Annotated in this window: 17 protein-coding genes; 9 read left to right on the top strand and 8 right to left on the bottom strand. The window is 43.1% G+C overall.

Annotated elements, in window-relative coordinates; translation table 11 throughout:
• Nucleotides 1–41 precede the first annotated feature (41 nt).
• Together AHMF7616_RS27915 and AHMF7616_RS27450 are read right to left on the bottom strand one after the other, a co-directional pair.
• The gene (locus AHMF7616_RS27915; protein WP_394335774.1) at nt 42–107 is read right to left on the bottom strand and encodes a two-component regulator propeller domain-containing protein; all 66 of its coding nucleotides are present in this window, start codon (nt 105–107) and stop codon (nt 42–44) included.
• A 380-nt stretch (nt 108–487) separates the two neighbouring features.
• Nucleotides 488–622, bottom strand: coding sequence for a hypothetical protein (locus AHMF7616_RS27450; RefSeq protein ID WP_262511714.1), 135 nt, complete (start codon nt 620–622; stop codon nt 488–490).
• 387 nt (nt 623–1,009) lie between these two features.
• Here AHMF7616_RS27450 and AHMF7616_RS27445 point away from each other — a divergent pair, with 387 nt between their 5' ends.
• Both AHMF7616_RS27445 and AHMF7616_RS27440 read left to right on the top strand, forming a co-directional pair.
• The gene (locus tag AHMF7616_RS27445; RefSeq protein ID WP_158546111.1) at nt 1,010–1,462 is read left to right on the top strand and encodes a serine hydrolase domain-containing protein; all 453 of its coding nucleotides are present in this window, start codon (nt 1,010–1,012) and stop codon (nt 1,460–1,462) included.
• The gene (locus tag AHMF7616_RS27440) at nt 1,390–1,827 is read left to right on the top strand and encodes a serine hydrolase (protein WP_317047636.1); all 438 of its coding nucleotides are present in this window, start codon (nt 1,390–1,392) and stop codon (nt 1,825–1,827) included. The genes AHMF7616_RS27445 and AHMF7616_RS27440 overlap by 73 nt, the downstream gene beginning before the upstream one ends.
• 402 nt (nt 1,828–2,229) lie before the next feature.
• Here AHMF7616_RS27440 and AHMF7616_RS06485 read toward each other — a convergent pair whose 3' ends face one another.
• The 4 genes from AHMF7616_RS06485 to dusB form a co-directional block, all read right to left on the bottom strand.
• A complete protein-coding gene (locus AHMF7616_RS06485) occupies nt 2,230–5,574 on the bottom strand; it encodes a hypothetical protein (protein WP_115372151.1) in 3,345 nt (1,114 codons plus the stop codon).
• Nucleotides 5,575–6,290: 716 nt separating this feature from the next.
• Entirely contained in the window at nt 6,291–8,957 is a 2,667-nt protein-coding gene (locus AHMF7616_RS06480) for a DUF5916 domain-containing protein (protein ID WP_199474134.1), read from the bottom strand.
• Between the two features lie 215 nt (nt 8,958–9,172).
• The gene (locus AHMF7616_RS06475; RefSeq protein ID WP_115372149.1) at nt 9,173–9,940 is read right to left on the bottom strand and encodes a hypothetical protein; all 768 of its coding nucleotides are present in this window, start codon (nt 9,938–9,940) and stop codon (nt 9,173–9,175) included.
• A gap of 617 nt (nt 9,941–10,557) precedes the next feature.
• Nucleotides 10,558–11,550 (bottom strand): tRNA dihydrouridine synthase DusB, encoded by a 993-nt coding sequence (gene dusB / locus AHMF7616_RS06470; protein ID WP_115372148.1) that lies wholly within the window; start codon nt 11,548–11,550, stop codon nt 10,558–10,560.
• Nucleotides 11,551–11,608: 58 nt separating this feature from the next.
• Between dusB and AHMF7616_RS06465 the strand changes: the two genes are divergently transcribed.
• The 4 genes from AHMF7616_RS06465 (at nt 11,609) to AHMF7616_RS06450 (ending at nt 15,102) form a co-directional block, all read left to right on the top strand.
• Nucleotides 11,609–12,553: a CPBP family intramembrane glutamic endopeptidase gene (locus AHMF7616_RS06465; protein ID WP_158546110.1), complete on the top strand. Its 945-nt coding sequence runs from the start codon at nt 11,609–11,611 to the stop codon at nt 12,551–12,553.
• Nucleotides 12,554–12,807: 254 nt separating this feature from the next.
• On the top strand, nt 12,808–13,644 hold the full coding sequence (locus AHMF7616_RS06460) for a phosphatidate cytidylyltransferase (RefSeq protein ID WP_115372146.1): 837 nt from the start codon (nt 12,808–12,810) through the stop codon (nt 13,642–13,644).
• A gap of 324 nt (nt 13,645–13,968) precedes the next feature.
• Nucleotides 13,969–14,649, top strand: a complete 681-nt coding sequence (locus AHMF7616_RS06455; protein WP_115372145.1) for a phosphatidylserine decarboxylase family protein — start codon at nt 13,969–13,971, stop codon at nt 14,647–14,649.
• A gap of 54 nt (nt 14,650–14,703) precedes the next feature.
• Complete coding sequence (locus tag AHMF7616_RS06450) at nt 14,704–15,102, top strand: hypothetical protein (protein WP_115372144.1); 399 nt, start codon at nt 14,704–14,706, stop codon at nt 15,100–15,102.
• An 85-nt stretch (nt 15,103–15,187) separates the two neighbouring features.
• On the opposite strand, the gene AHMF7616_RS06445 is transcribed toward AHMF7616_RS06450, so the two are convergent.
• Entirely contained in the window at nt 15,188–15,670 is a 483-nt protein-coding gene (locus tag AHMF7616_RS06445; protein ID WP_115375486.1) for a GAF domain-containing protein, read from the bottom strand.
• Between the two features lie 121 nt (nt 15,671–15,791).
• Nucleotides 15,792–16,829, bottom strand: coding sequence for a bifunctional diaminohydroxyphosphoribosylaminopyrimidine deaminase/5-amino-6-(5-phosphoribosylamino)uracil reductase RibD (ribD, locus tag AHMF7616_RS06440; protein WP_199474132.1), 1,038 nt, complete (start codon nt 16,827–16,829; stop codon nt 15,792–15,794).
• A gap of 145 nt (nt 16,830–16,974) precedes the next feature.
• On the opposite strand from ribD, the gene prmC reads away from it, so the two are divergent.
• From prmC to AHMF7616_RS06425, 3 genes are all read left to right on the top strand, one after another.
• On the top strand, nt 16,975–17,835 hold the full coding sequence (gene prmC / locus AHMF7616_RS06435) for a peptide chain release factor N(5)-glutamine methyltransferase (RefSeq protein ID WP_158546109.1): 861 nt from the start codon (nt 16,975–16,977) through the stop codon (nt 17,833–17,835).
• Between the two features lie 137 nt (nt 17,836–17,972).
• A complete protein-coding gene (locus AHMF7616_RS06430) occupies nt 17,973–18,557 on the top strand; it encodes an acyltransferase (protein WP_115372142.1) in 585 nt (194 codons plus the stop codon).
• An 8-nt stretch (nt 18,558–18,565) separates the two neighbouring features.
• Nucleotides 18,566–19,855: a nucleotide sugar dehydrogenase gene (locus AHMF7616_RS06425; RefSeq protein ID WP_115372141.1), complete on the top strand. Its 1,290-nt coding sequence runs from the start codon at nt 18,566–18,568 to the stop codon at nt 19,853–19,855.
• The last annotated feature ends 286 nt before the right edge of the window (nt 19,856–20,141 follow it).

Below are 20,141 nucleotides of genomic sequence, written 5' to 3'. Positions count from 1 at the left end.
GTGTAAAAGTGTTGCCTTTCGGGATTAAAATTATAAATGCCTTAATCCGTGCCCAGCCAAATAGTACCTTCGCGATTTGGGGCTATACTATAAACCAAATTAAAAATAAGCCATAACGAAACTCGTTGTTCTGCGGAATTAGCCTAAACCGGGATGTGCCCGCCCGTTTCACCCACAACGGCGCTGCGGCTGCCCACCAGGTGCCTTGTTTGTCTTTTAAGCGTACGTAAGGTTCATGGCTCGGCGAAAGGCCGGCGGGCGGGTTCGTTTCTACGGAACAACTGGTTTTTTAAAAATCAGCCTTAAAAGCTATATAAGCTTGATATGTAGAATTATACACGTAAGCATCTTTCCGACTTCCGGACTGTAACAAGATTTTACCCTTACATTCCAGCAGCCGCCAGCGATGCGGTACATTCTGGTTTACCGCCCGCACCAGAACTGGAATGCGGATAAACTGTTGTTACTCCGGGAGGAAGCGGATAACCTAGGCGGGAGAAGCCACCCAAATTGCCCCTGTTTTATCCTGTATCAATGCCTCTACAATATCCGAAGCCAAACTATTCGGATTATTATAGTCGTATCGGTAATGCTTAAATTCCCGACCATCGTACCGTTGCATGCCATTACCCTTGCCACCACATATATTCGGTTTGGTCTTGCATAATGGCTAATACAATACTGCTGGCTAATCCGTCTTCCTGGTCCAGGTGCTGGTAAATAGAGGGGCTCATCTGGGCCTGGCTATTTTTTGGCCACCCCCATGCGAGTCCCCATAAAACAAGTATCCTTAAAAAATATGGTTGAGGAATGCGCATACAAGAGTGCCTTCACCAAATATAACATCTCCTGACTATTCTTGATAAGAAAAGTGTACAATATCCCCCGTTTATGGGATAGACTGCCGACTCACTTATATTACTTTCACCCTTACATGCGATTGAATGCTGACCAGCAAAAAGGGCAACTTTATGCCGTTATCTCTCCAACTAATCTAAACCTTCCGTACATGAAAACAGTACCTTATTTAGCTAGTCTGCTCCTCCTGGTTTTAATTATAAACACCACGGCATTAGCTCAGAAAATCCCCCAAAAAGAAGCCGATGAATTCTTCCATGATTTTATGCAACGGGAATACATTCCGGGATTGACATTTGCCGTAGTTAAAAACGGGAAAGTAGTGCATCAGGGCCAATATGGTTTTGCCAATCTCTCGTGGCAAGCCCCGGTGGATAAAGAAACCGTATGCCAAACAGCTTCCTGCAGTAAATTATTTGCTTCTCTCCTACTGGGCCGATTATTCGACAAAAAAATACTTTTACCTGAACAAACCTTAGGAGAATTGTTAGATTCTATCCCCTACTTTGGGAAACCAATTACCATAAAACAATTAGCCATCAATCCGAGATTTGGATTGCTGATTTTGGAAAAGTTAAAACCACAAAAGAAGCACTGGAATTAGCAAAAAAACAAGAAATAACCTATGCACCCGGCAGCCAATCTTTTTATGTTAGCTCCGACTATTGGATCTTGCAGTACCTTATTGAAAAAAAACCGTATTTCCAGGCATTACAATCGTACGTACTCCAACCCTTGGTCATACAGCATACTTTTGTAAACAACAACAACGAAAGCTTTATCCGGACGCACGCTGTTTTGCCTAAAGAAGCCGCTGTTTATGCCTACAAAAATAACAACTACCTGGTGAGCGACATGCCATTTGGGAGTACCGGCTACACGGCCGGCGGGGTGCATACTTTCATTACGGATATGGCTAAAATTTCCCAAACAGTGGATAAAGGCGAATTTTTAATTCCCGCCACCTAAGCTTTGTTGTTAAGTAATGTACCGCTAAAAACAAGTTGTAAAGGAAAATTTGGAATGGGCTTTTTATCGGAAATGGATCAGGGCTATAAAATATCAGGTCATAGTGGTGGCCCGGCTCTCGCAGATTTTGTACGCTTCGATGACCGGAAAGAAACCTTTATTGTTTTAACCAATCAACGAAGCTTTTACCCATACTTGGCTATCATTTATGGCCCTGGCCTAAAGAACCCCGAATTACCTCTAAATTAATGGCTAACATTAAAGTAGTGTAGGATAAGTTTAAGCCACTAACATTTTTATGTATGCTGCGCATCATAATATAAATTCACTTTTTTAATTTTTTTTTAATTTTTATAATATTAGATCACAGCATATAATAGTTCACCTACCTTTTATCTGCCCTTAATCGTTCTCGCTATTATCCTTCGTTGAATCCTGGATAGCTCGTAATTCAAGAACTTGCTGCAACTGACGAAGGTGCTGCAGCAAGTTCCAGTTTTCCGGGGCATTCCATTCCGGGGTACGTTCAAAGGGTATCTTTACATAGGCATCTGTTTGTAAATCCAAAAGCTTTTCAATTGGAAAGTCCAATCCTAATTGGCCATCAAAAGCTAACCGAAAGATGCGTTGCAACAAGGTAAATTGCTTCATTTGTAGAAAAGCCTGACGATCATACCATTTCATTTTCGCCCAAACAGCAACACCGATCTGGTTGTTTTTATTTAAATTAGGAAATTGCCAGGGATCCTGATCATGGAAGGTTAAAGCACTATCCAATTCTGCCTGGTTTTGAGGATCCATGAACGCCATTGGAGGCGTTGTAAAAGCAGTTTGCACCATAAACTGGAAGGGATATAATATATCATCCAAACTTGGTGACTTACTTGGTTGCAGAAAAGTAAGTTTACGATCCAGCTTATACGGTTGTTCGCGTACACCGGACCATACTTGAAATTCTACCGGATCTACCGGCGATAAATCGGTTTTGTTAGTTGCTTGTGATTCTAAATCAGCAATTAAATGGTCGCGAAATTCCACATACGTAAAGTATTTATGTTGCAAATGGTCATCAATCAACTTCACCACGTTTAAATCAAAGAACTTAGGTTTCGCTGTAAATGGAAATTCATCCGAATTTAAAATTGAAGTCGTACCCAGGACTTGCCAAACGGTGTCCATCACTTCCCAGCGCTGTGGCAATAGCTTGTTTAGTTTAGCCAGGTAATCCGATTCTCTTTTGTCCATTAAGGTTTGGTTACGCCGGATTGCCACTGACTGCTGCCAATATGCGGTTTGATACAGCATTTGCGCTAATTGTACGTGATTACGGGCTTTTGCTACTCTTGCACTCTGATAACTATCAACAAGGCGATCGAGTTGAATGGCTTGGTTACCTAACTGGCTGTTAAGCAAAGCCGGGTGCAATATAATTTTGAGCGGTGCTGTTTTTAGTGCGGACACCATTGTAATAGTGGTCGGGCGTCCATCGGCTGCATAAGCGAGCGCTTGCTGCACCAGATTTTTAGAATAATTACCTGTGATAGTATCTTTCCCCTTAGACGTAAGCATCAGCTTTATAGAATCACCCCGATCTTCCCACATTATATTAGTAAACATTACTTCAGGATTATTTTTGTTTTCTGGATCTTCGCCAATTAATACACCCCCTATACGACTAAATCCCCGTAATATCCGATAGTTCCGGGCTCGTTTAAAACTGGCTTCGGCCGCAGTACTCAATATGTTAGCAGCATCTCCGGCAATAGAGGCTGCTTCCCCGGCGATCGTACTCCCCGATCGGAAACGGCTAGCTGCCCGACCTGCTATGGTTCGGGTTTCTGAACCTAATTGTCCTGGAAAAAAATCATCAAACGTGTTGATTGGCCGTAAGCTCTCGACGGACCGTTGTCCACCGTGAATATTATCCAGAGTAGTTAAAATGGCGTCTTGATCCGGCAGGGGCTTCGTTACTTTGAGCGTAGGTGGCCGGTTCGCCATTTCCGTTAGCGTAGTAGAGCTTACGTGAGGTTTAAGAGTTTCAGTAATTCGCGCGTATTTTTGAGTACTAAAAGTCTGATCCATGGAGCGGGAACGTAGGGCTCGCAAAGTTTCTTCGTACGGGCTATCCTTTGCCAGTTGGTTAAGGTGCTCATATATTACTTTATCGTGCACATTCTTCCAAACATCTCCTTTTAGCTCGCCGACTAAAGCTTCCAGTTCTCCTGAATCAAATTTTATCTGTGCATTTACATAATCCCCTAAGAAGTCAACAACAAATAGTTTAGAAAGATCTTTAACGGGAACCGGCTCAAAGAAGGAAGCTTTCAGAGGAGCTGCTTTCGCCTTCATTCGTTCCCACAGCGGACGAGAACTAGTGGCAACTTTTACCATTTCCCGCCGAAAAGCTCGACCGGTAGCCGTACGGGGCACCTTACTTCCGGTAACTTTACTGGCCTTCCGAAAGGGGCTTGCCTCTGTTGTTGTGGTAATTCCTCTCCAGGAGTGATAAAATGCCCGTTGAAATGTTAAGTAGTTACGGGTGTGCTGCGCCGAATAAGTACGGACTTCCTCTGGCACAGCTTCTGCGGGCACTAAGCTAGCGGAATCAGTTTCTTCAACATCAAAATCATTATCGGGCCGCCGCTCTGCCGATACGTGAACGTACCGTTGCAGCAGTTCAGCGCGTACTGCCATGGAACGCATGGCGAAGTTGTTACTATCCGCAGCTGACGGTGCCCGGTTAAAAAGACTAGATGCTAAATCAATTTCGAAATCAGCAGCAAAGGCGTCTAGGTAGGCATTATCTTCGGGCGTTAATTGTCCTTCACCTAAATTTTCTTTTTTGATTTCTTCAAATGCCGCTTGTGCTAGCACCAGGTCATCGTGCAGCGCCTTTTGAGCTAAAGACTCTCCCAGATAGGCGGTTGCTTGATGAACCTCCACAGTCAAGAGAGCCACGCATCCTAATACGGCTACCGTTTTACTTAATGCATTGTTTAAACTGCTAAATACGTTAAATAATCCTTTGCTTGACAACACCGTGAGCACGTCTTCTTTCAGATTAGCGTGCTGGTAAGGAGTGGGTTCTTCAGGTTTCATTTGCTGTATGACACTGTACCAAAACCAGACTTGCCGCAACCGCTCTTCTTCATTTTGTAACTTCTCGATATAATCTAATTGTTGTGCCTCCAGCTTATTTTCTGATTGTCCTTGTACTTTAGCTATTTGCAACTGCAAATTATTGATAGCTTTTTCAACAGCCAGCATTTCCGGGGTAGGCGACAGGGGTTCATAAGGCAATTTACCCGAATCTAAATCTTCGGCAGTCTGCCTTAAGCGGGCGATAAACTTTTCTTCTGAATTACGTTTTTGATAGCGGTACAGCAAAATGCCAAGTGCAATAATAGCGGCCACTAATGTAATCCACTTTAAAGAATTAAATTCACCTAACGCTCCGTGCCAATAATCAGAATAGTTAACTACTTGCTCTATGTAACGGCGCCCACTTACTCCTACCAACAAACGTACTACTAAAACCGCCAATGCGAACACCCCATAGGTAAAAGCTCCCAATCGTACAAAATCAGCAACTGTTGTGAGTAACGAAACAGAAATATCGCGGCTGTTACGAACCAACAACGTACCCGTGGTACGCCGCGTAAGCATAGGTATTACCCACTGGTTAAGCAGTAAATAAATGCCCATCAACAAAATGGGCAAGGCAAATAAACTCAAGGAGAGATTCATAATGAGGTGGGTTTTAATACGACGCAATGAAAAAGAATTTTACAAGTAAACCAGTTAGAAAATTTAACTGCTTGAGGGTAGTCGCAGGAATCAATCAGGTGATTAACTATTTAGCCAGCTTATTTATTCCTTATAGCGATAGGGTTATAAAGACTTCAATGGTAGTGGTTAGTTCAGCATATAAGATGCTGTAATAGCAATAATTAAAAAGTTGGGAATTGTTGTGGCATATACCAATAACGCATAAAACAATGCGCTTAATAGTCTGAAATACAAAGTGTAAGATAAAAAAAGTAATTAACCTACCGCAATACTGATTTTTCAGTATTTTTAACCAATTACCAGCTAAAGAATATGTAATGTAGTTCAGTGGAAAGGCTACAAACCAGTGCAATCAGGGATTAGATTGATTAACTACCGTTATTTTCTATATGAAAATGATTGATGTGTATAAGGTGTTTTGCAACAAAAAAACTACCGCTGCGATGGATTAGGTAGAATCAGATTGGAGTTGAAGAATGATTTTGTGAGTTACATAATAAAAAATAGCAGCCGCCTGTTTGTATTTTTTTAAATTTTAAACTCTTAGCTGCCACTATATTTATACAAAATTTCATTAAAATTCAGGAAGCAGCCTTACACATAAGCGCACCTCGCGGGTTATTTTAGTTGATTACTCAAAAAATTCTCCATAGGTACCTACGTTCTATAAATGCTTACTTCAAAAACCGGTACGTAGCTTTAATTAAGAAAGAATGGCGGCCTTGTTCGGCGAAGGCATTGTTCCATAAACTGTTGGGCAAAGGCGTGTTTAAATCGGCTGAGGCATCGGGCGTATTGCCTTGCGCCCAAACCAAGTACAACTCCGAACCTGCTTTATACTCCCAGCGCACAATTAAATTAGAGCGGAACTGCACAAAATTAAAATCCGGTTTGCTAAAGCTATATTCCAGCATACCTGATTGCCTTTCGCGTACCCGGTATTCCCCATCCAGGAAGCTTATTTCGGTGGGCTGAAAAACGTAGAACCGGTTATCGTACTTTTTAGCCAGAGGATCTAACACATAGGCAAAATTATTATACAGTGGTCGGGTAATAAAGGGCTGTCCGTAGTACTGCAAGGTTAAATCCGGGGTAATGTTGTAACTCACCCGGCCCGTAAACCGCAGCGTATTTTGTTTTACTTCGCCCACAATGGTGCGGGTAGTATTATTTTGCGTAACACTGCTTACAAACTGATCTTGCCGGCGCCAGTTATACGAATGATTACCGCTTAAACTAATTTTAAGGGCATCCAATGGTTGAAAATACAACGAAATACCGTAATCGTGCCCCCGCACCGCCTTTTCAAAACCCCAGAATTGAAAATATTCCAAAACGGTGTATATTTTTTTCCGGGAGTCGGTGACTACGTAAAAGTTGTGCCCTATACCAGCCGGGCGACGCACCGACAGCGTACCACGTAAAGCGTTGTTCGAAACATCGTAGGGGTTCCAGGTTAAACCGGTGCCGGCTTGCCAGTTGTTTTTGAATGTAGCGTGGGAGTTAAAGTTAAAGGCTTGGTATAAGAATTGGCCACCATAATCCCACCGCGACCAATGATTATAATTTAAACGGGCATTCCGGAAAATAAAAAATGGCTTTTGGTAATGCAAACCCGCCCACGTAAAATGATTAATTTCGTTGGAAGTAAGCATAAAGCCAATATCGTTTAATTCTAGCCCCGGAGACCGGACCGTGAGACCAGTCTCAAATTTAAAAACCTGGCCGAGCTTCCCTGATTTACCCCCGATTTTCCCAAATCTTACGGTACCGCCCATGCCGCTTAATGTGGTGCGGTTACTATCCAGGGCTATTTCGGGGGCGTTTTGCCGTTGAAAAAGATGTTCAAAACTGGTTTGCGTGGATAATATAGCTTCTTTACTTCCCCGCACATGACTAAAAACCAAATTGCCCCGGATATACCAAGTCCGGTTTTTCCAGTATTGCAAAAAATCAATTCCGCCGGAATACGCCTGACTGTGCAACATATTTCCTAAACCTTTTTCGCGGTTTACCCCAGTAATAATTCCCCCAATAATGGTATTGCCTTGCTTAATGTCTTTTTGCAAGCGGCTCACAAAATAATTGGTCATGGGTTCTACCAATTCTTCTTTTTGTTCTCCGTTGCGATGTATGGTGGCCATTTCTCGTTGTGTAATGCTTTCGAGAATGCCGATGCTCCAACCCTTTCGGGTTTTACCGCTAAACTTAGCCGCTCCCAGAATTGAAGTATTTTGGGGAGCCGAAGCAAATTCCCCATCGTTTAAATCCGGCGCGTGGTGCGGGGAGCTGCCAATGCGCCGCGAATAAAAAAGTAAATCGCTGTCGTAATCGCCGCCCGCTTCGGAGCCGGTTAACTGATAATTAAAAATATTGCGGCTTTCGATAAAAAAAGGCCTTCTTTCTTCAAAAAAGTTCTGAAATCCATCAATCCGAACCTGGGAAGGATCGGCTTCTACCTGGCCAAAATCCGGATTCACCGTAAAATCCAGGATTAAATCGTTGGTAATGGCAAACTTACCATCCAGGCCGGCATTTATCTTGTTATCAGAACCGGTGGCAAAAGGATTACCGGGTTCTTTTTTGTATTTATCAGTTTGGGCCGTTACATAGGGAGCTAACTCTACCTGGCGGTGCATGGGTATTCCTTTTAAACCGTGCAATTCACCGAAGCGACTGACCCACACCCCCGAATTTTGCGGAATGTATTGCCAGGTGGATCGTTCTTCTTCCCGGAATATCCGGCGGGTAATCTGAAATCCCCACACTTTTTCGGGTTCGTTGCCGTAGCGTAATTGGCTAAACGGAATTTTTACTTCGCCGGTCCAGCCTTTTTCGTCCACGTGGGCTTTAGCAAACCAAATCGGATTCCAGCTGGTATCCCAATTATTACCATCGTTCGATACAAACTCGTCGTTGCGCACCCCCGATACGGAGAGGGTAAAAGAAAACGCCGTGCGTTTATCGTGGTAACTGTCAATGTTTATTTCTACCCAATCGCCCGGAAATTCATCGCGGCGGCCCATGCGTTTAACAATGGAATCGGGCGCTGCATCGTGGCAGCGATAAGCGACGTATAAAAACTTTTCGTCGTACAAAATTTTAAAATTAGTGGGCTGTGATGGCGCTTTCCCTTCGTTGGGTTGCCATTGCGTAAAGTCGCCGCCCCACTCTACCGCGTTCCAGGCTTCCTCCGACGGAATGCCATCCAACTCTACTTCGCTTTTTAGCTGCTGCGTAAAATATGTCTTGCGCACGTTTACCGTATCGGTTAAATTACTGGCCCGGGCAGCAATAAAACCCATTAATAAAATAAGCAATACGGGTATTATTTTGTTCATACGCATAGAATTAAAACACCGGAGCAATCCCGAAATTAGCCAAGAATAAAAAAAGGAAATAAGCGCGCTGAAGTTCTTTTCTCTAAAAATCTTCCGCTAGAAATTAGAAAATATAAATAGCGAATCCATGATGCAAGCGTTCGGTTTTTACACAGCAACCACGCAATTTTTTTAAATTTAAAATAAAATAATGCGATCAAAATAGAGCAAATACTTTATTTCACGAGTGGCAAATACAATCGGTTAGAGCGGTTAGCCAGTTCTTGATTTACCTGCCGCAACGAGTCTGGTTGGTTTTCGGGGAATAATGGTGTTTGTGGTTTTACATGTATCCTGCGGGTGTATTTTTGTTTCCGGTTAGCCGTAGTAACCAGTAACTGGTACTGCCCCTGCGTCATGCCGGTTAAATCAAAGCGGCGGCGGTAGTTTAAGAAACTAAAACTTTCGTGGTACAAGCTTTGGCCTTGCTCATCCGAAAGGTCCACAATTATCCTGTTTTTTTCCGGGTTCTGAACAATCAAGTAAAACAACATTGTTTTCCCAACCTGATACGTATGCGCTTTTAAACTCACGTTAGCTTTAAAGTTAGAAGCTTGATTCGCGGATATTTTGCTTTGCTTTTTGCTTTGCCTATCCGATAGTTTCCGGAAAGTAGGCGAATCCAGGGGATCGGCTTTTACCTGGGCCGCTACTATGGATTTTAGCACCATCTGATCAAAGGATTGATTAATCCGGAAAATATTCCGGTCGGTTAGTTTGATGTATTTCCCCGCAATAATTTCTTCGTAAAACTGATTTTTGTTTCCATCGAAGAAGCGAATAACTGTATTCTTAGAAATTGGGTCGGTAGTAATCTGCCAGGCACCGAGTTCGGGTTGGGCAGGGTCGCGGTACTGCATGGTTTGCGCAAAAACAGACAGTGTCCAAAACCAGCTCAACAACAATAAAACAAAACAGTTTATTGGATAGATTAAGTTTTTCATAGTTTATAAGTTTAGAAACAAAGTATGTAAAGGAAGGAACCTATAAAAAATAGCACCAATTGCTCATAAAACTTTCTGGATCCTACCGGATAGCTGCGCTATTATATCGCGGTAAAATCTAAAAGAGCATGAAATTGAATTACCAGGTTTGCTTTTGCAGGGGATAGAACAAGAGTTTAAATGGTACATGCAGGGTAACTCCTTGTTCCGCAAAAAGTAACAGATAAAACAAAAAAAATCAGGCTCTGTCGTTTTCGCTGGAGAGCACCCCACTCATTCAAACAGACGACAAGCCAATCAAAACCTTACAAGATTTTTTAATTTTTTTTGCAGAAAGCTTACTTTAGCTTTATTTGAAAAGTAGGGGCGGAAAAGTGGCTGTGGTTTTTATTAACCCGCTTACTTTTTGGTTTGTTAATCAAGATTTAAAATAAAAAATTAGGAGCTAATGCGCTCTAAATTTAAAATTTGTTATTTCTTGATTTTCAAATTTTATTCCGCTTCTTCTTAGAATTACTGGAAGCAATTTTGAAAAAGAAGAAGCGCTCCTGAGTCCTTGTAACATTTTTCAGGAGCAGAAAAATAAATTATTTCACTTTTGTGTTTCAGAGCGTACTTTAATCCGCTAAAATCAGCGATTCCGATGCGGCTACTTCATCCAGAATCTGGTATACTTCGTCTGGTGCTTCGGTTTGCACCAAGCGCATGCGGTACGGTTTAAAGTTGGGCAAACCTTTAAAATAATTAGCGTAATGGCGGCGCATTTCAAAAATACCTTGCCGCTCGCCTTTCCACTCCAGCGAGCGCGTCAGGTGCAGTTTGCAGTTCGCAATGCGTTCTTCTAAGGTGGGCGGAGCCAGCATTTCGCCGGTTTTTACATAATGTTTAATTTCCCGGAATATCCAGGGATACCCGATCGCGGCCCGGCCAATCATGACGCCGTCCACGCCAAAACGGTTTTTGTATTCCAGGGCTTTTTGCGGCGTGTCGATGTCGCCGTTGCCAAAAATGGGTATTTGAATGCGGGAGTTATTTTTTACTTCGGCAATTAAACGCCAATCGGCTTCGCCTTTGTACATCTGCACGCGGGTGCGGCCGTGAATAGATAAAGCCTGAATGCCGATATCTTGTAAACGTTCGGCTACTTCGGTTACGTTTTTGGTTGATTCGTCCCAGCCCAGGCGGGTTTTTACGGTTACCGGCAAAGAGGTGGCTTTTACAATGGCTTCGGTCATTTGCACCATTTTGGGTATATCGCGCAACAAAGCCGCCCCAGCACCCCGACAAGCTACATTTTTAACCGGACAACCGTAATTAATGTCGATTAAGTCCGGACCAGCCGCCGCCGAAATTACCGCCGATTCGCGCATAGACGCAATGTCGCTACCGAATATTTGAATACCAATCGGACGTTCGTAATCAAAAACGTCCAGCTTTTGGCGGCTCTTGGCCGCTGCCCGGATTAAACCTTCCGACGATATAAATTCGGTATACATCAAATCGGCCCCGTTGGCTTTGCAAACCGCCCGGAACGGCGGATCACTCACGTCTTCCATGGGAGCGAGCAATAACGGAAAATCCGGCAGGGTAATGTTTCCTATCTTGATCAAAGAATCAGATTATTTAAAAATTCGCGTAAATTTACCACTTCTAAACTTAATTTCTGCTATGAAAGGTTTTATTTCGAAAGACCTCCACCCGATTACGGCTATCTTGGTTGTGTTGTTATTTATGGCTGCTGGCTTTTTCATCGGCAACTTTGTGGCGGTAGCTTTAATTAACCTGCTCTTTAAAGTTAGCTTAACGGAAACCTTGCAGCTCATGCAAAACCCCGGCCTGAAGCCCAACGGCAAGGTAGCTATTAATTTATTTCAGGGAGTGACGCATTTATTTGCCTTTACCTTAGCGCCGTTGTTTTACTTATATAGCAGTGGCCAGGCAGCTAATAGCTATTTAACTCCGCAAAAATATGTACCCCTGGGTTTAGGCTTATTGAGTGCCTTGCTCATTTTATTTATTATGCCGGCAAACTCCTGGATTATTAACTGGAACGCCAATCTTCAATTTCCGGAAGCTTTAAAAGCTTTTGAAACCTGGGCTAAAACCAAAGAAGAAACATTAAAAGTACTGACCCAGCAATTAACCATTTTTGATAATGCCGGGCAGTTTTGGTTTGGCATGCTGGTATTTGGTTTAATTCCGGCCATTGGCGAAGAATTTGTTTTTAGAGGCTTACTGCAAAAAAATATGATTCTGGTTCTTCGCAATGCACACGTAGCGATTTGGCTGACGGCTTTTATATTTGGGGCCATCCACATGCAATTTTACGGCTTTATTCCGCGCCTGTTACTGGGCGCTATATTGGGCTATTTGTACCACTGGTCCGGCAATATAGGGATACCCATTGCGGGACATTTCATGAACAACGGCTTTATCGTACTCACGCTATACTTGCAACAAAAGAAAATCATTAACTACGATATTGATTCTACGGCCGTAATGCCTTGGGCCAGTATTTTATTTTCCGTAATACTTAGTGTGTTCACACTGTTTTATCTGCATCGCGGCTTTAAAAACGTACCGTCTGCTTCCTCCCGACTTACTTCCGTTTAAAATTTACGCCGAATTTAAGTTTTACATTCGTTCGGATTGCGGAAATTCTAAAATAAAAGCTATTCTGGTAGGTTCTTAATAGGGGCACCGCCAAAAAAATTCCTACTGCATCACTATTCATAATTAGTTAATGACGCGTAAGTTTTAGTAAATAATTTAAAATTAGAGCGGCATTCGGTATATACCATCTTGTTTTTAACTTGTAACTGATAACCTCCAACTTGCAACTTGCAACCTGTAACTAAATCCAGAACATGCCCCAAGAACCTTCTGATAAAAAGTCGTTAAATAATTTTCAGCAACGTGTTTTAGTAGGTATTGCCGGTGGAGCACTTTTTATTGGGGCTATTTATTGGAGCCAGTGGACCTTCGCCGCTTTGTTTTTGGCTTTAACCTTATTGGGTATCCGTGAATTTTACCAATTGCTTTCTTTCCGCGGCTTTTCGCCGAACTACAACGCTGGTATGGTACTGGGTTGCGCTTTATTTGTTTTAACTTTTCTGCTGCAATTGCATCTGGTACCCTTAAGTGCTTTATACGCCTTACCCCCCATTTTATTCTTTGTTTTTATTTCGGAATTGTTCCGGAAAAAAGAACAACCCTTCGTGAATATTGCGCTTACCTTATTGGGCATGTTGTACGTGGGTGGCTCATTTAGCATGCTGCCGATTTTAGGCTTTTTAAAGGGCCATTACAGTTGGCAGGTAATCATGGGCACCATGCTGCTCCTCTGGACCTCCGACTCCGGCGCTTACTTTGCCGGGAAAACTTTTGGCCGCCACAAGCTTTTCCCCCGGATTTCGCCGGGTAAAACCTGGGAAGGCTGGCTGGGCGGGGCGGTATTTTCCCTGGCGGTAGGTTATCTGTTGTCGCTTTACTTCCAGGATTTAGCTTTGCCGTATTGGTTGGGCATTGCCCTGATTGTGGCGGTGTTTGGTGTACTCGGCGATTTGATTGAGTCGTTGCTGAAGCGTAGTTTACAGGTAAAAGATTCGGGCACTTTAATTCCGGGGCACGGCGGCATCCTGGACCGGTTCGATAGTTTATTGTTAGTAGTTCCGTTTATTGTGGCATATTTAAAATTGTTTTAGCATAAACAGTTGCTTGTGATTCGTTGTTCGTTGCGCTACCTAAAACAACTAGAAATTAATTATTTACCTGGTAATATTGTTTGCAAGGAAATAAGTTCTGTACTGAGGATCAAGTAAACTTTTCTTTAAATTCACAAAAACATCAGGCTACGAACCGTTCTCCTGCGTATATTTTCACCATCCGGATAATGCGAGAGCCGTATTTTTCCGGAAAACCTAAGTAATTGCTGGTTAATTTTAAATTTTACTCGTCCTCTTTTATGCCGAATCAGGTAAAAGAGACAGCAATTATTTTACTAATATTGCAGCATAAAACAATCTTACATGAAAATTCACAAAGAAGGACGTAAAATCTTACTTTTTACCTTTCTGGGATTACTTATCGTGAACCTTTTAATTTTTCGGTTTAATGCGCCTCACGAAACCTTTAATAAAATTTTCGTTGCTATTTCGGTAATCTTGTTTCTGCTGTTATTACAGTTCTTCCGCAGCCCTTTCCGAAACTTAATCACCCACGAAGATTTAGTAATAGCGCCCGCCGACGGCAAAGTAGTTGTAATTGAGGATGTACACGAGCCGGAGTTTTTTAAAGATACCCGCAAGCAGATTTCTATTTTTATGTCGCCGATTAACGTACATATTACCCGCAACCCGGTATCCGGCATTGTGAAGTATTTTAAATACCACCCCGGCAATTATTTTGTGGCCTGGCACCCCAAATCGAGCACCAAAAACGAGCGCACCACGGTAGTAGTTACATCGGATGCCGGCCCGGACATTTTATTTCGGCAAATAGCCGGAGCCATGGCCCGCCGGATTGTGTGGTACGTGACCGAGGGCGACGAAGTAAACCAGGGCGAGGAATTTGGTTTTATCAAATTTGGCTCGCGCGTCGATATTTTTGTTCCCGTAGATACCGATATCAAAGTAAACTTAGGCGAAAAAACCAAAGGCGGCCAAACCGTAATCGCCCAACTTAAAACCGGCGGTTCCTTTTTTGGGTAATTAATTCTGACCCTATTTGGATGTAACCTGAATAATTTTTAGAAAAGTAATCTAATGAGAAGATTCCACCTGGTAATTGTTTTCTTGTTTACCGCTACTACTTCCTTTGCCCAATTTGGCGTTAGTTTTAATCAATCAAGTCTACCGTTTGTTGGCCTTAGCTATGAAGTAAACAATAAGTTTCTGCCCGAATTACGGATAGGTACAGACAATTACTTTGATGATACCAGCCTGGAAGTAGTAGTTAGCTATATTTTTAAAAGAAATGAAACGATTAATGCCTATGCAGGCGTAGGTGGAAGAATTCAGATTTTAGAAGGCTTAGTTGTTCCTGTTGGATTAAATATTTATCCGTTCGAAAAAAAGAGCTTTGGCTTTCAAATGGAATTAGCTCCCATTTTGAGGGAATCAAGTCTCTTAAGGGGAAGCTGGGGAATTAGATATCGATTTTAAAAATAATGTTTTCTACTAACAACTTGTGTCCACAATTTCTTATTGCGCCTAGCCTCCTCACAAAATCATCTAATTACAAACAGCACTAAAACCAACTTCCCATTAAACCAGCCAACTGCTCTAAATACCGTTTATCGGTTTCGTCGAAGCTATCTAGTTGATCACTGTCTACGTCCAGCACCATAACTATTTGGTTATTTTTAAAAACAGGCACTACAATTTCGGATTTGGAATCGGAGCTGCAGGCAATATGTCCCGGGAAAGCTTCCACGTCGGGTACCAGAATGGTTTCCTGGCGGGTGTAACAAGCCCCGCAAACACCCCGGTTAAAAGCAATGCGGGTGCAGGCTACTGGTCCTTGAAACGGGCCGAGCACGAGTTCGCCGTCTTTTACCAGGTAAGTGCCAACCCAGAAAAAACCGAGGCCAAACTTTAAAGCGGCCATTACGTTGGCCAGGTTGGCCGTTACATCGGTTTCGCCGGTGGTTAAGGCTTCTATTTGCGGTAACAAGGCTTGGTATTTTTCGTCTTTCGTTAAAGTTTGATCAATGATTACGCTTTCGGCCATTTTTTTATTTTTGTTTCTTTGGTACAAGTTTAAATTCGTTCTTTTGTTGCTGCCGCCTGCTTTACCCCTTAATTTTAAAAATATACTCCTATCCGTTCTTAATAACAACTTACATATCCGTCTAGTTAGTTTTTTTAAAAATCAGCAACTGATCTTCGCCCAACGCCCTGGTTTGCATAAGGTTGGCAAACGGCTTAACGGGCGCAATTACTCCGGCGTTCAGCCGCTGCGGACTTCGTAAAATCCGGATCTCATCCCAATTGTTAGCTGTTAGAAAATAATTTAGCAAAGTGGTTCCGCCTTCTACCAGCACCGATTGGATAGACCGGCGGTATAAATCCAATAAAATATGTTCTGTTAAATCTGGAGCAGCTTCTATTTTCACGTATTCCAGGTTTCCGTCTTGCTCCTGGCGTTGGTAGTTATAGATTAAAGTGGGCTGGGTTTGATCAAACAAATAAAGATTAGCGGGTAAGCGCAAGGTTTTATCGATCACTATCCGGACAGGTGAATTTCCGGTCCATTCGCGGGCATTTAATTGGGGATTATCGGCTAAAGCCGTGCGGGTACCTACCATAATGGCTTGTTCTTCGGTGCGCCATTTATGCACCAGTTTTTTAGCTAATGCCCCGCTTACCGCTAAAGGTTCGCCTGTCGGGTGCGCGATAAAACCATCGGCCGTTTCGGCCCATTTTAGTATAATGTAGGGCTGTTTAACTTGGTGAAATTTAAAAAATCGTTTGTTTAATTCTAAGCCCGCTGCTTCTAGTAAACCCACGTGTACTTCACACCCAGCATCGAGCAATTTTCGGATGCCTCGTCCGGCTACCAACGGATTAGGATCGGTGTTGCAGATAAAAATACTTTTTACGCCGTGCTGGATTAAAAAATCAGCGCAAGGCGGTGTTTTCCCGAAGTGCGAACAAGGCTCCAACGTCACGTAAATTTTACATTGCGGTAGCAAGCTTTTATCCACCACGGCGTTTACGGCTATTACTTCGGCGTGCGGACCACCATATTGTTGGTGCCAGCCTTCCCCAATAATCTTTCCTTTGTGGGTGATCACGCAACCTACCATCGGGTTAGGCCGGGTGGTATGTATACCCAGGGCGGCCAGTTCCAAAGCCCGGCGCATGTACCATTCATCCGCTATTGTCATGGCAGAATTATCTATTTTTAAATTTTAAACCTCCGGACACCCAGAAATAGCTACCTTTGTTCATTTGCCGGAGTAAGTGCCTTTTGAAGTATTCCTGATTGAGCTGTATTGGTACGATCTACGTTATTCGCTAAAAACTGCACCGTTGAAAAATCTGCAAAACTTACTGGACTACATCACCCGGGAACTTGCCCGCGTTTATGGCCCCGAAGAAGCCAGCGCTATCGCCCGGATGCTGGTAGAACACGAACTGGGCTGGAACCGTACGCAGATCAGCCTACGTAAAAAAGAACTCATTCAACCAGAAATTTGGCAGAAATTTACGGCGTATTTATCGCGTTTGCAAAACCAGGAACCCGTACAATACATAACCCGACAGGCTTACTTCTACGAGCTGGAGCTGGAGGTGTCGCCCGCTGTGCTCATTCCCCGGCCCGAGACCGAAGTACTAGTGCAGCGGATTATTCGGGATAACCAAGCTAACCTTAACCTGCAAATACTGGATATAGGCACCGGCAGTGGTTGTATTGCGCTTGCTTTAAGTAAAAATTTAAAATTAGCCCAGGTTTATGGCCTGGATGTTTCGGGAGCAGCTTTAGCGGTAGCCTACCGCAACGCCCAAAAACTGGAACTATCCATGCAGTGGCTGCACCACGATATATTTGCCCCAAATCTGCCTTTACCCAAGCAAAGCCTGGACCTCATAGTCAGCAATCCGCCGTATGTGCTGGAAAGTGAGAAATCTTTCATGCGCCGCAACGTTTTGGATTTTGAACCGCACCTGGCTTTGTTTGTTCCGGATGCGGAAGCGCTGCGCTATTACCAGCAAATTGCCGAAGTAGCGCAGCAGTTATTAAAACCAGCCGGCAAAATTTACTTCGAAGTAAATGAACAATTCGCTACTGCGGTAACCAACCTCCTACAGCAGCATCATTTTACCTCTGTACAGCCCTTAAAAGATTTGTTCGGGAAAGATCGTTTTGTAACCGGAACTTACGCCGGTTAATTCACTCCGGTTAAACCGAGTTCCTGTCAAATTTTAAAAATTTAGCATTAATCCTTTTAAATAACGGAGCAACAGAACTTTTTTAAACGTCAATTGCTTAGCTTTGAAACTTAAAATAAACGCACGTAGCCCGTTTAATGACTTTACCAAAATCTTACGAAGCCCACGAAACGGCTATTATTGAAGATAATTGCTTTATTGGGCCGGGCACCAAAATTTGGCATTTTTCGCATATTATGGCAGGGAGCCGCATGGGCGAGCAGTGTACTATTGGCCAGAATGTAGTTATTGCGCCGGATGTAATTTTGGGTAACCAGGTAAAAGTGCAGAATAACGTCTCGGTATACAGTGGGGTAATTTGTGAAGACGATGTATTCCTGGGACCCTCGGTTGTATTTACCAATATCCGCCATCCGCGTAGCGCGGTTAACCGACGGCACCAGTACCAAGCAACTTTAGTTAAAAAAGGAGCTACTTTAGGCGCCAACAGTACCATTTTGTGCGGTATTACCATTGGGGAGTTTGCCTTTATCGGCGCCGGAGCAGTGGTTACCAAATCGGTAATACCGTATGCTCTGGTCTACGGCAACCCGGCCCGTCAACACGGTTGGATGAGTGAATACGGCCACCGGTTAACTTTTAACCAACAAGGGATAGCTATTTGCCCGGAAAGCCAGGAAGAATACCAGTTAATGAATAATAGAATTTTAAAAATCCGCTAAAATAAAGCATGTACAATAAATTAATTAAAAAGGAAGCTACGCTGGCCGTTATTGGTTTGGGCTACGTGGGTTTACCTATTGCCTTAGAATTTGCCAAAAAAGTAAAAGTAATCGGGTTTGATATTCACGCCGGGCGCGTGGAAATGATGCGCAACCACATTGACCCCAGCGGGGAGCTGGAAGCCGAAGCTTTTGCGGGTTGCGATATTACCTTTACCCACGAACTGGACGTTTTGCGCGAAGCTTCGTTTTTAATTGTGGCGGTGCCTACTCCCATTGATAACTACGCTTTACCCGATTTAAAACCTTTAATCAGCGCCTCCACTACCGTGGGTAAGGTTTTAAAACCCGGCGATTACGTGGTATTTGAATCTACGGTTTACCCGGGTTGCACCGAAGAAGATTGCATTCCGATTCTGGAGCGCGAATCGGGTTTACAATTTAAAAAAGATTTTAAAGTAGGTTATTCGCCGGAACGCATTAACCCCGGCGATAAAGAACACACGCTCGCTTCAATTATCAAAGTGGTTTCGGGCTGCGACGAGGAATCGCTGGACAACATTGCGAAAACTTACGAGCTGGTGGTAAGAGCCGGGGTGCACCGGGCCTCCAGCATAAAAGTAGCCGAAGCCGCTAAAATTATTGAAAACACCCAGCGCGACGTGAACATTGCGCTCATGAACGAACTTTCGCTTATTTTCGACCGGGTAGGCGTGAATACTTTTGAAGTATTAGAAGCGGCCGGTACGAAATGGAATTTTTTAAAATTTTTCCCCGGTTTGGTGGGTGGCCATTGTATTGGCGTAGACCCCTATTATTTAACTTATAAAGCTAAAGCGCTGGGCTACGATGCCAAAGTAATTTTGAGCGGCCGCACCATTAATGATGGCATGGGCGCTTACATTGCCAACAAATTGGTAAAGCTCATGATTAAACAAGGCAAATCTATCTCAAAAGCCAAAGTGCTCGTAATGGGGGCTACTTTTAAAGAAAACGTAGAAGACATCCGCAACTCCAAAGTAGCCGACATTATTAACGAACTGAAAAGTTTTAGTGTGCAGGTGGAGGTAGTAGACCCGTACGCCGACTCCCTGGATTTACAACACGAATACGGCTATGGTTTAACGGATAAGCCAACCAATGATTACGATGCCGTAATTGTAGCGGTAAGTCACCGGGATTATGTAAACCTGGATGAAGCGTATTTCAAATCCATCACCTACGAAAAAGCCGTATTAATCGATATTAAAGGCCTATACCGGAATAAAATAAATAGCCTGGAGTATTGGAGTCTTTAGGAAAGGGGTTACAAATTGCAGGTTGCAGGTTGGAAGGTTTTAAAGTTGAAAAGGTTGTTTTTTAAATTTTATAATTAATCTAATGGCAAATATTTATTTTTTATAATTTCGTTTGCTGTAGTTTAGCTTTTTATTTCTTGTTAATCTACATACCATGTTATTATTATGCCACATGCAACAATTGCAGGTGCAAAGAATGACGTTAAACTGTCCTGTTGGTCTACATTTGGTAAATGGTACTTGGTAAATGTAAAAAGCGGCTTCTCCTTCCCTATTTTTAAGGAAG

This window comes from Adhaeribacter pallidiroseus (assembly GCF_003340495.1).
GTDB lineage: Bacteria > Bacteroidota > Bacteroidia > Cytophagales > Hymenobacteraceae > Adhaeribacter > Adhaeribacter pallidiroseus.
The sequence above is the reverse complement of the archived record's forward strand: the minus strand, read 5'-3'. Positions and strand labels throughout refer to the sequence as shown.

Excerpts from the sequence above, each read along its gene's own strand:
- AHMF7616_RS27450 (WP_262511714.1), bottom strand. The coding sequence starts at position 622 with ATGCAACGGTACGATGGTCGGGAATTTAAGCATTACCGATACGACTAT.
- AHMF7616_RS27445 (WP_158546111.1), top strand. The coding sequence starts at position 1,010 with ATGAAAACAGTACCTTATTTAGCTAGTCTGCTCCTCCTGGTTTTAATT.
- AHMF7616_RS06485 (WP_115372151.1), bottom strand. The coding sequence starts at position 5,574 with ATGAATCTCTCCTTGAGTTTATTTGCCTTGCCCATTTTGTTGATGGGC.
- AHMF7616_RS06480 (WP_199474134.1), bottom strand. The coding sequence starts at position 8,957 with ATGAACAAAATAATACCCGTATTGCTTATTTTATTAATGGGTTTTATT.
- AHMF7616_RS06475 (WP_115372149.1), bottom strand. The coding sequence starts at position 9,940 with ATGAAAAACTTAATCTATCCAATAAACTGTTTTGTTTTATTGTTGTTG.
- AHMF7616_RS06465 (WP_158546110.1), top strand. The coding sequence starts at position 11,609 with ATGAAAGGTTTTATTTCGAAAGACCTCCACCCGATTACGGCTATCTTG.
- AHMF7616_RS06460 (WP_115372146.1), top strand. The coding sequence starts at position 12,808 with ATGCCCCAAGAACCTTCTGATAAAAAGTCGTTAAATAATTTTCAGCAA.
- AHMF7616_RS06455 (WP_115372145.1), top strand. The coding sequence starts at position 13,969 with ATGAAAATTCACAAAGAAGGACGTAAAATCTTACTTTTTACCTTTCTG.
- AHMF7616_RS06450 (WP_115372144.1), top strand. The coding sequence starts at position 14,704 with ATGAGAAGATTCCACCTGGTAATTGTTTTCTTGTTTACCGCTACTACT.
- AHMF7616_RS06445 (WP_115375486.1), bottom strand. The coding sequence starts at position 15,670 with ATGGCCGAAAGCGTAATCATTGATCAAACTTTAACGAAAGACGAAAAA.
- ribD (WP_199474132.1), bottom strand. The coding sequence starts at position 16,829 with ATGACAATAGCGGATGAATGGTACATGCGCCGGGCTTTGGAACTGGCC.
- AHMF7616_RS06430 (WP_115372142.1), top strand. The coding sequence starts at position 17,973 with ATGACTTTACCAAAATCTTACGAAGCCCACGAAACGGCTATTATTGAA.
- AHMF7616_RS06425 (WP_115372141.1), top strand. The coding sequence starts at position 18,566 with ATGTACAATAAATTAATTAAAAAGGAAGCTACGCTGGCCGTTATTGGT.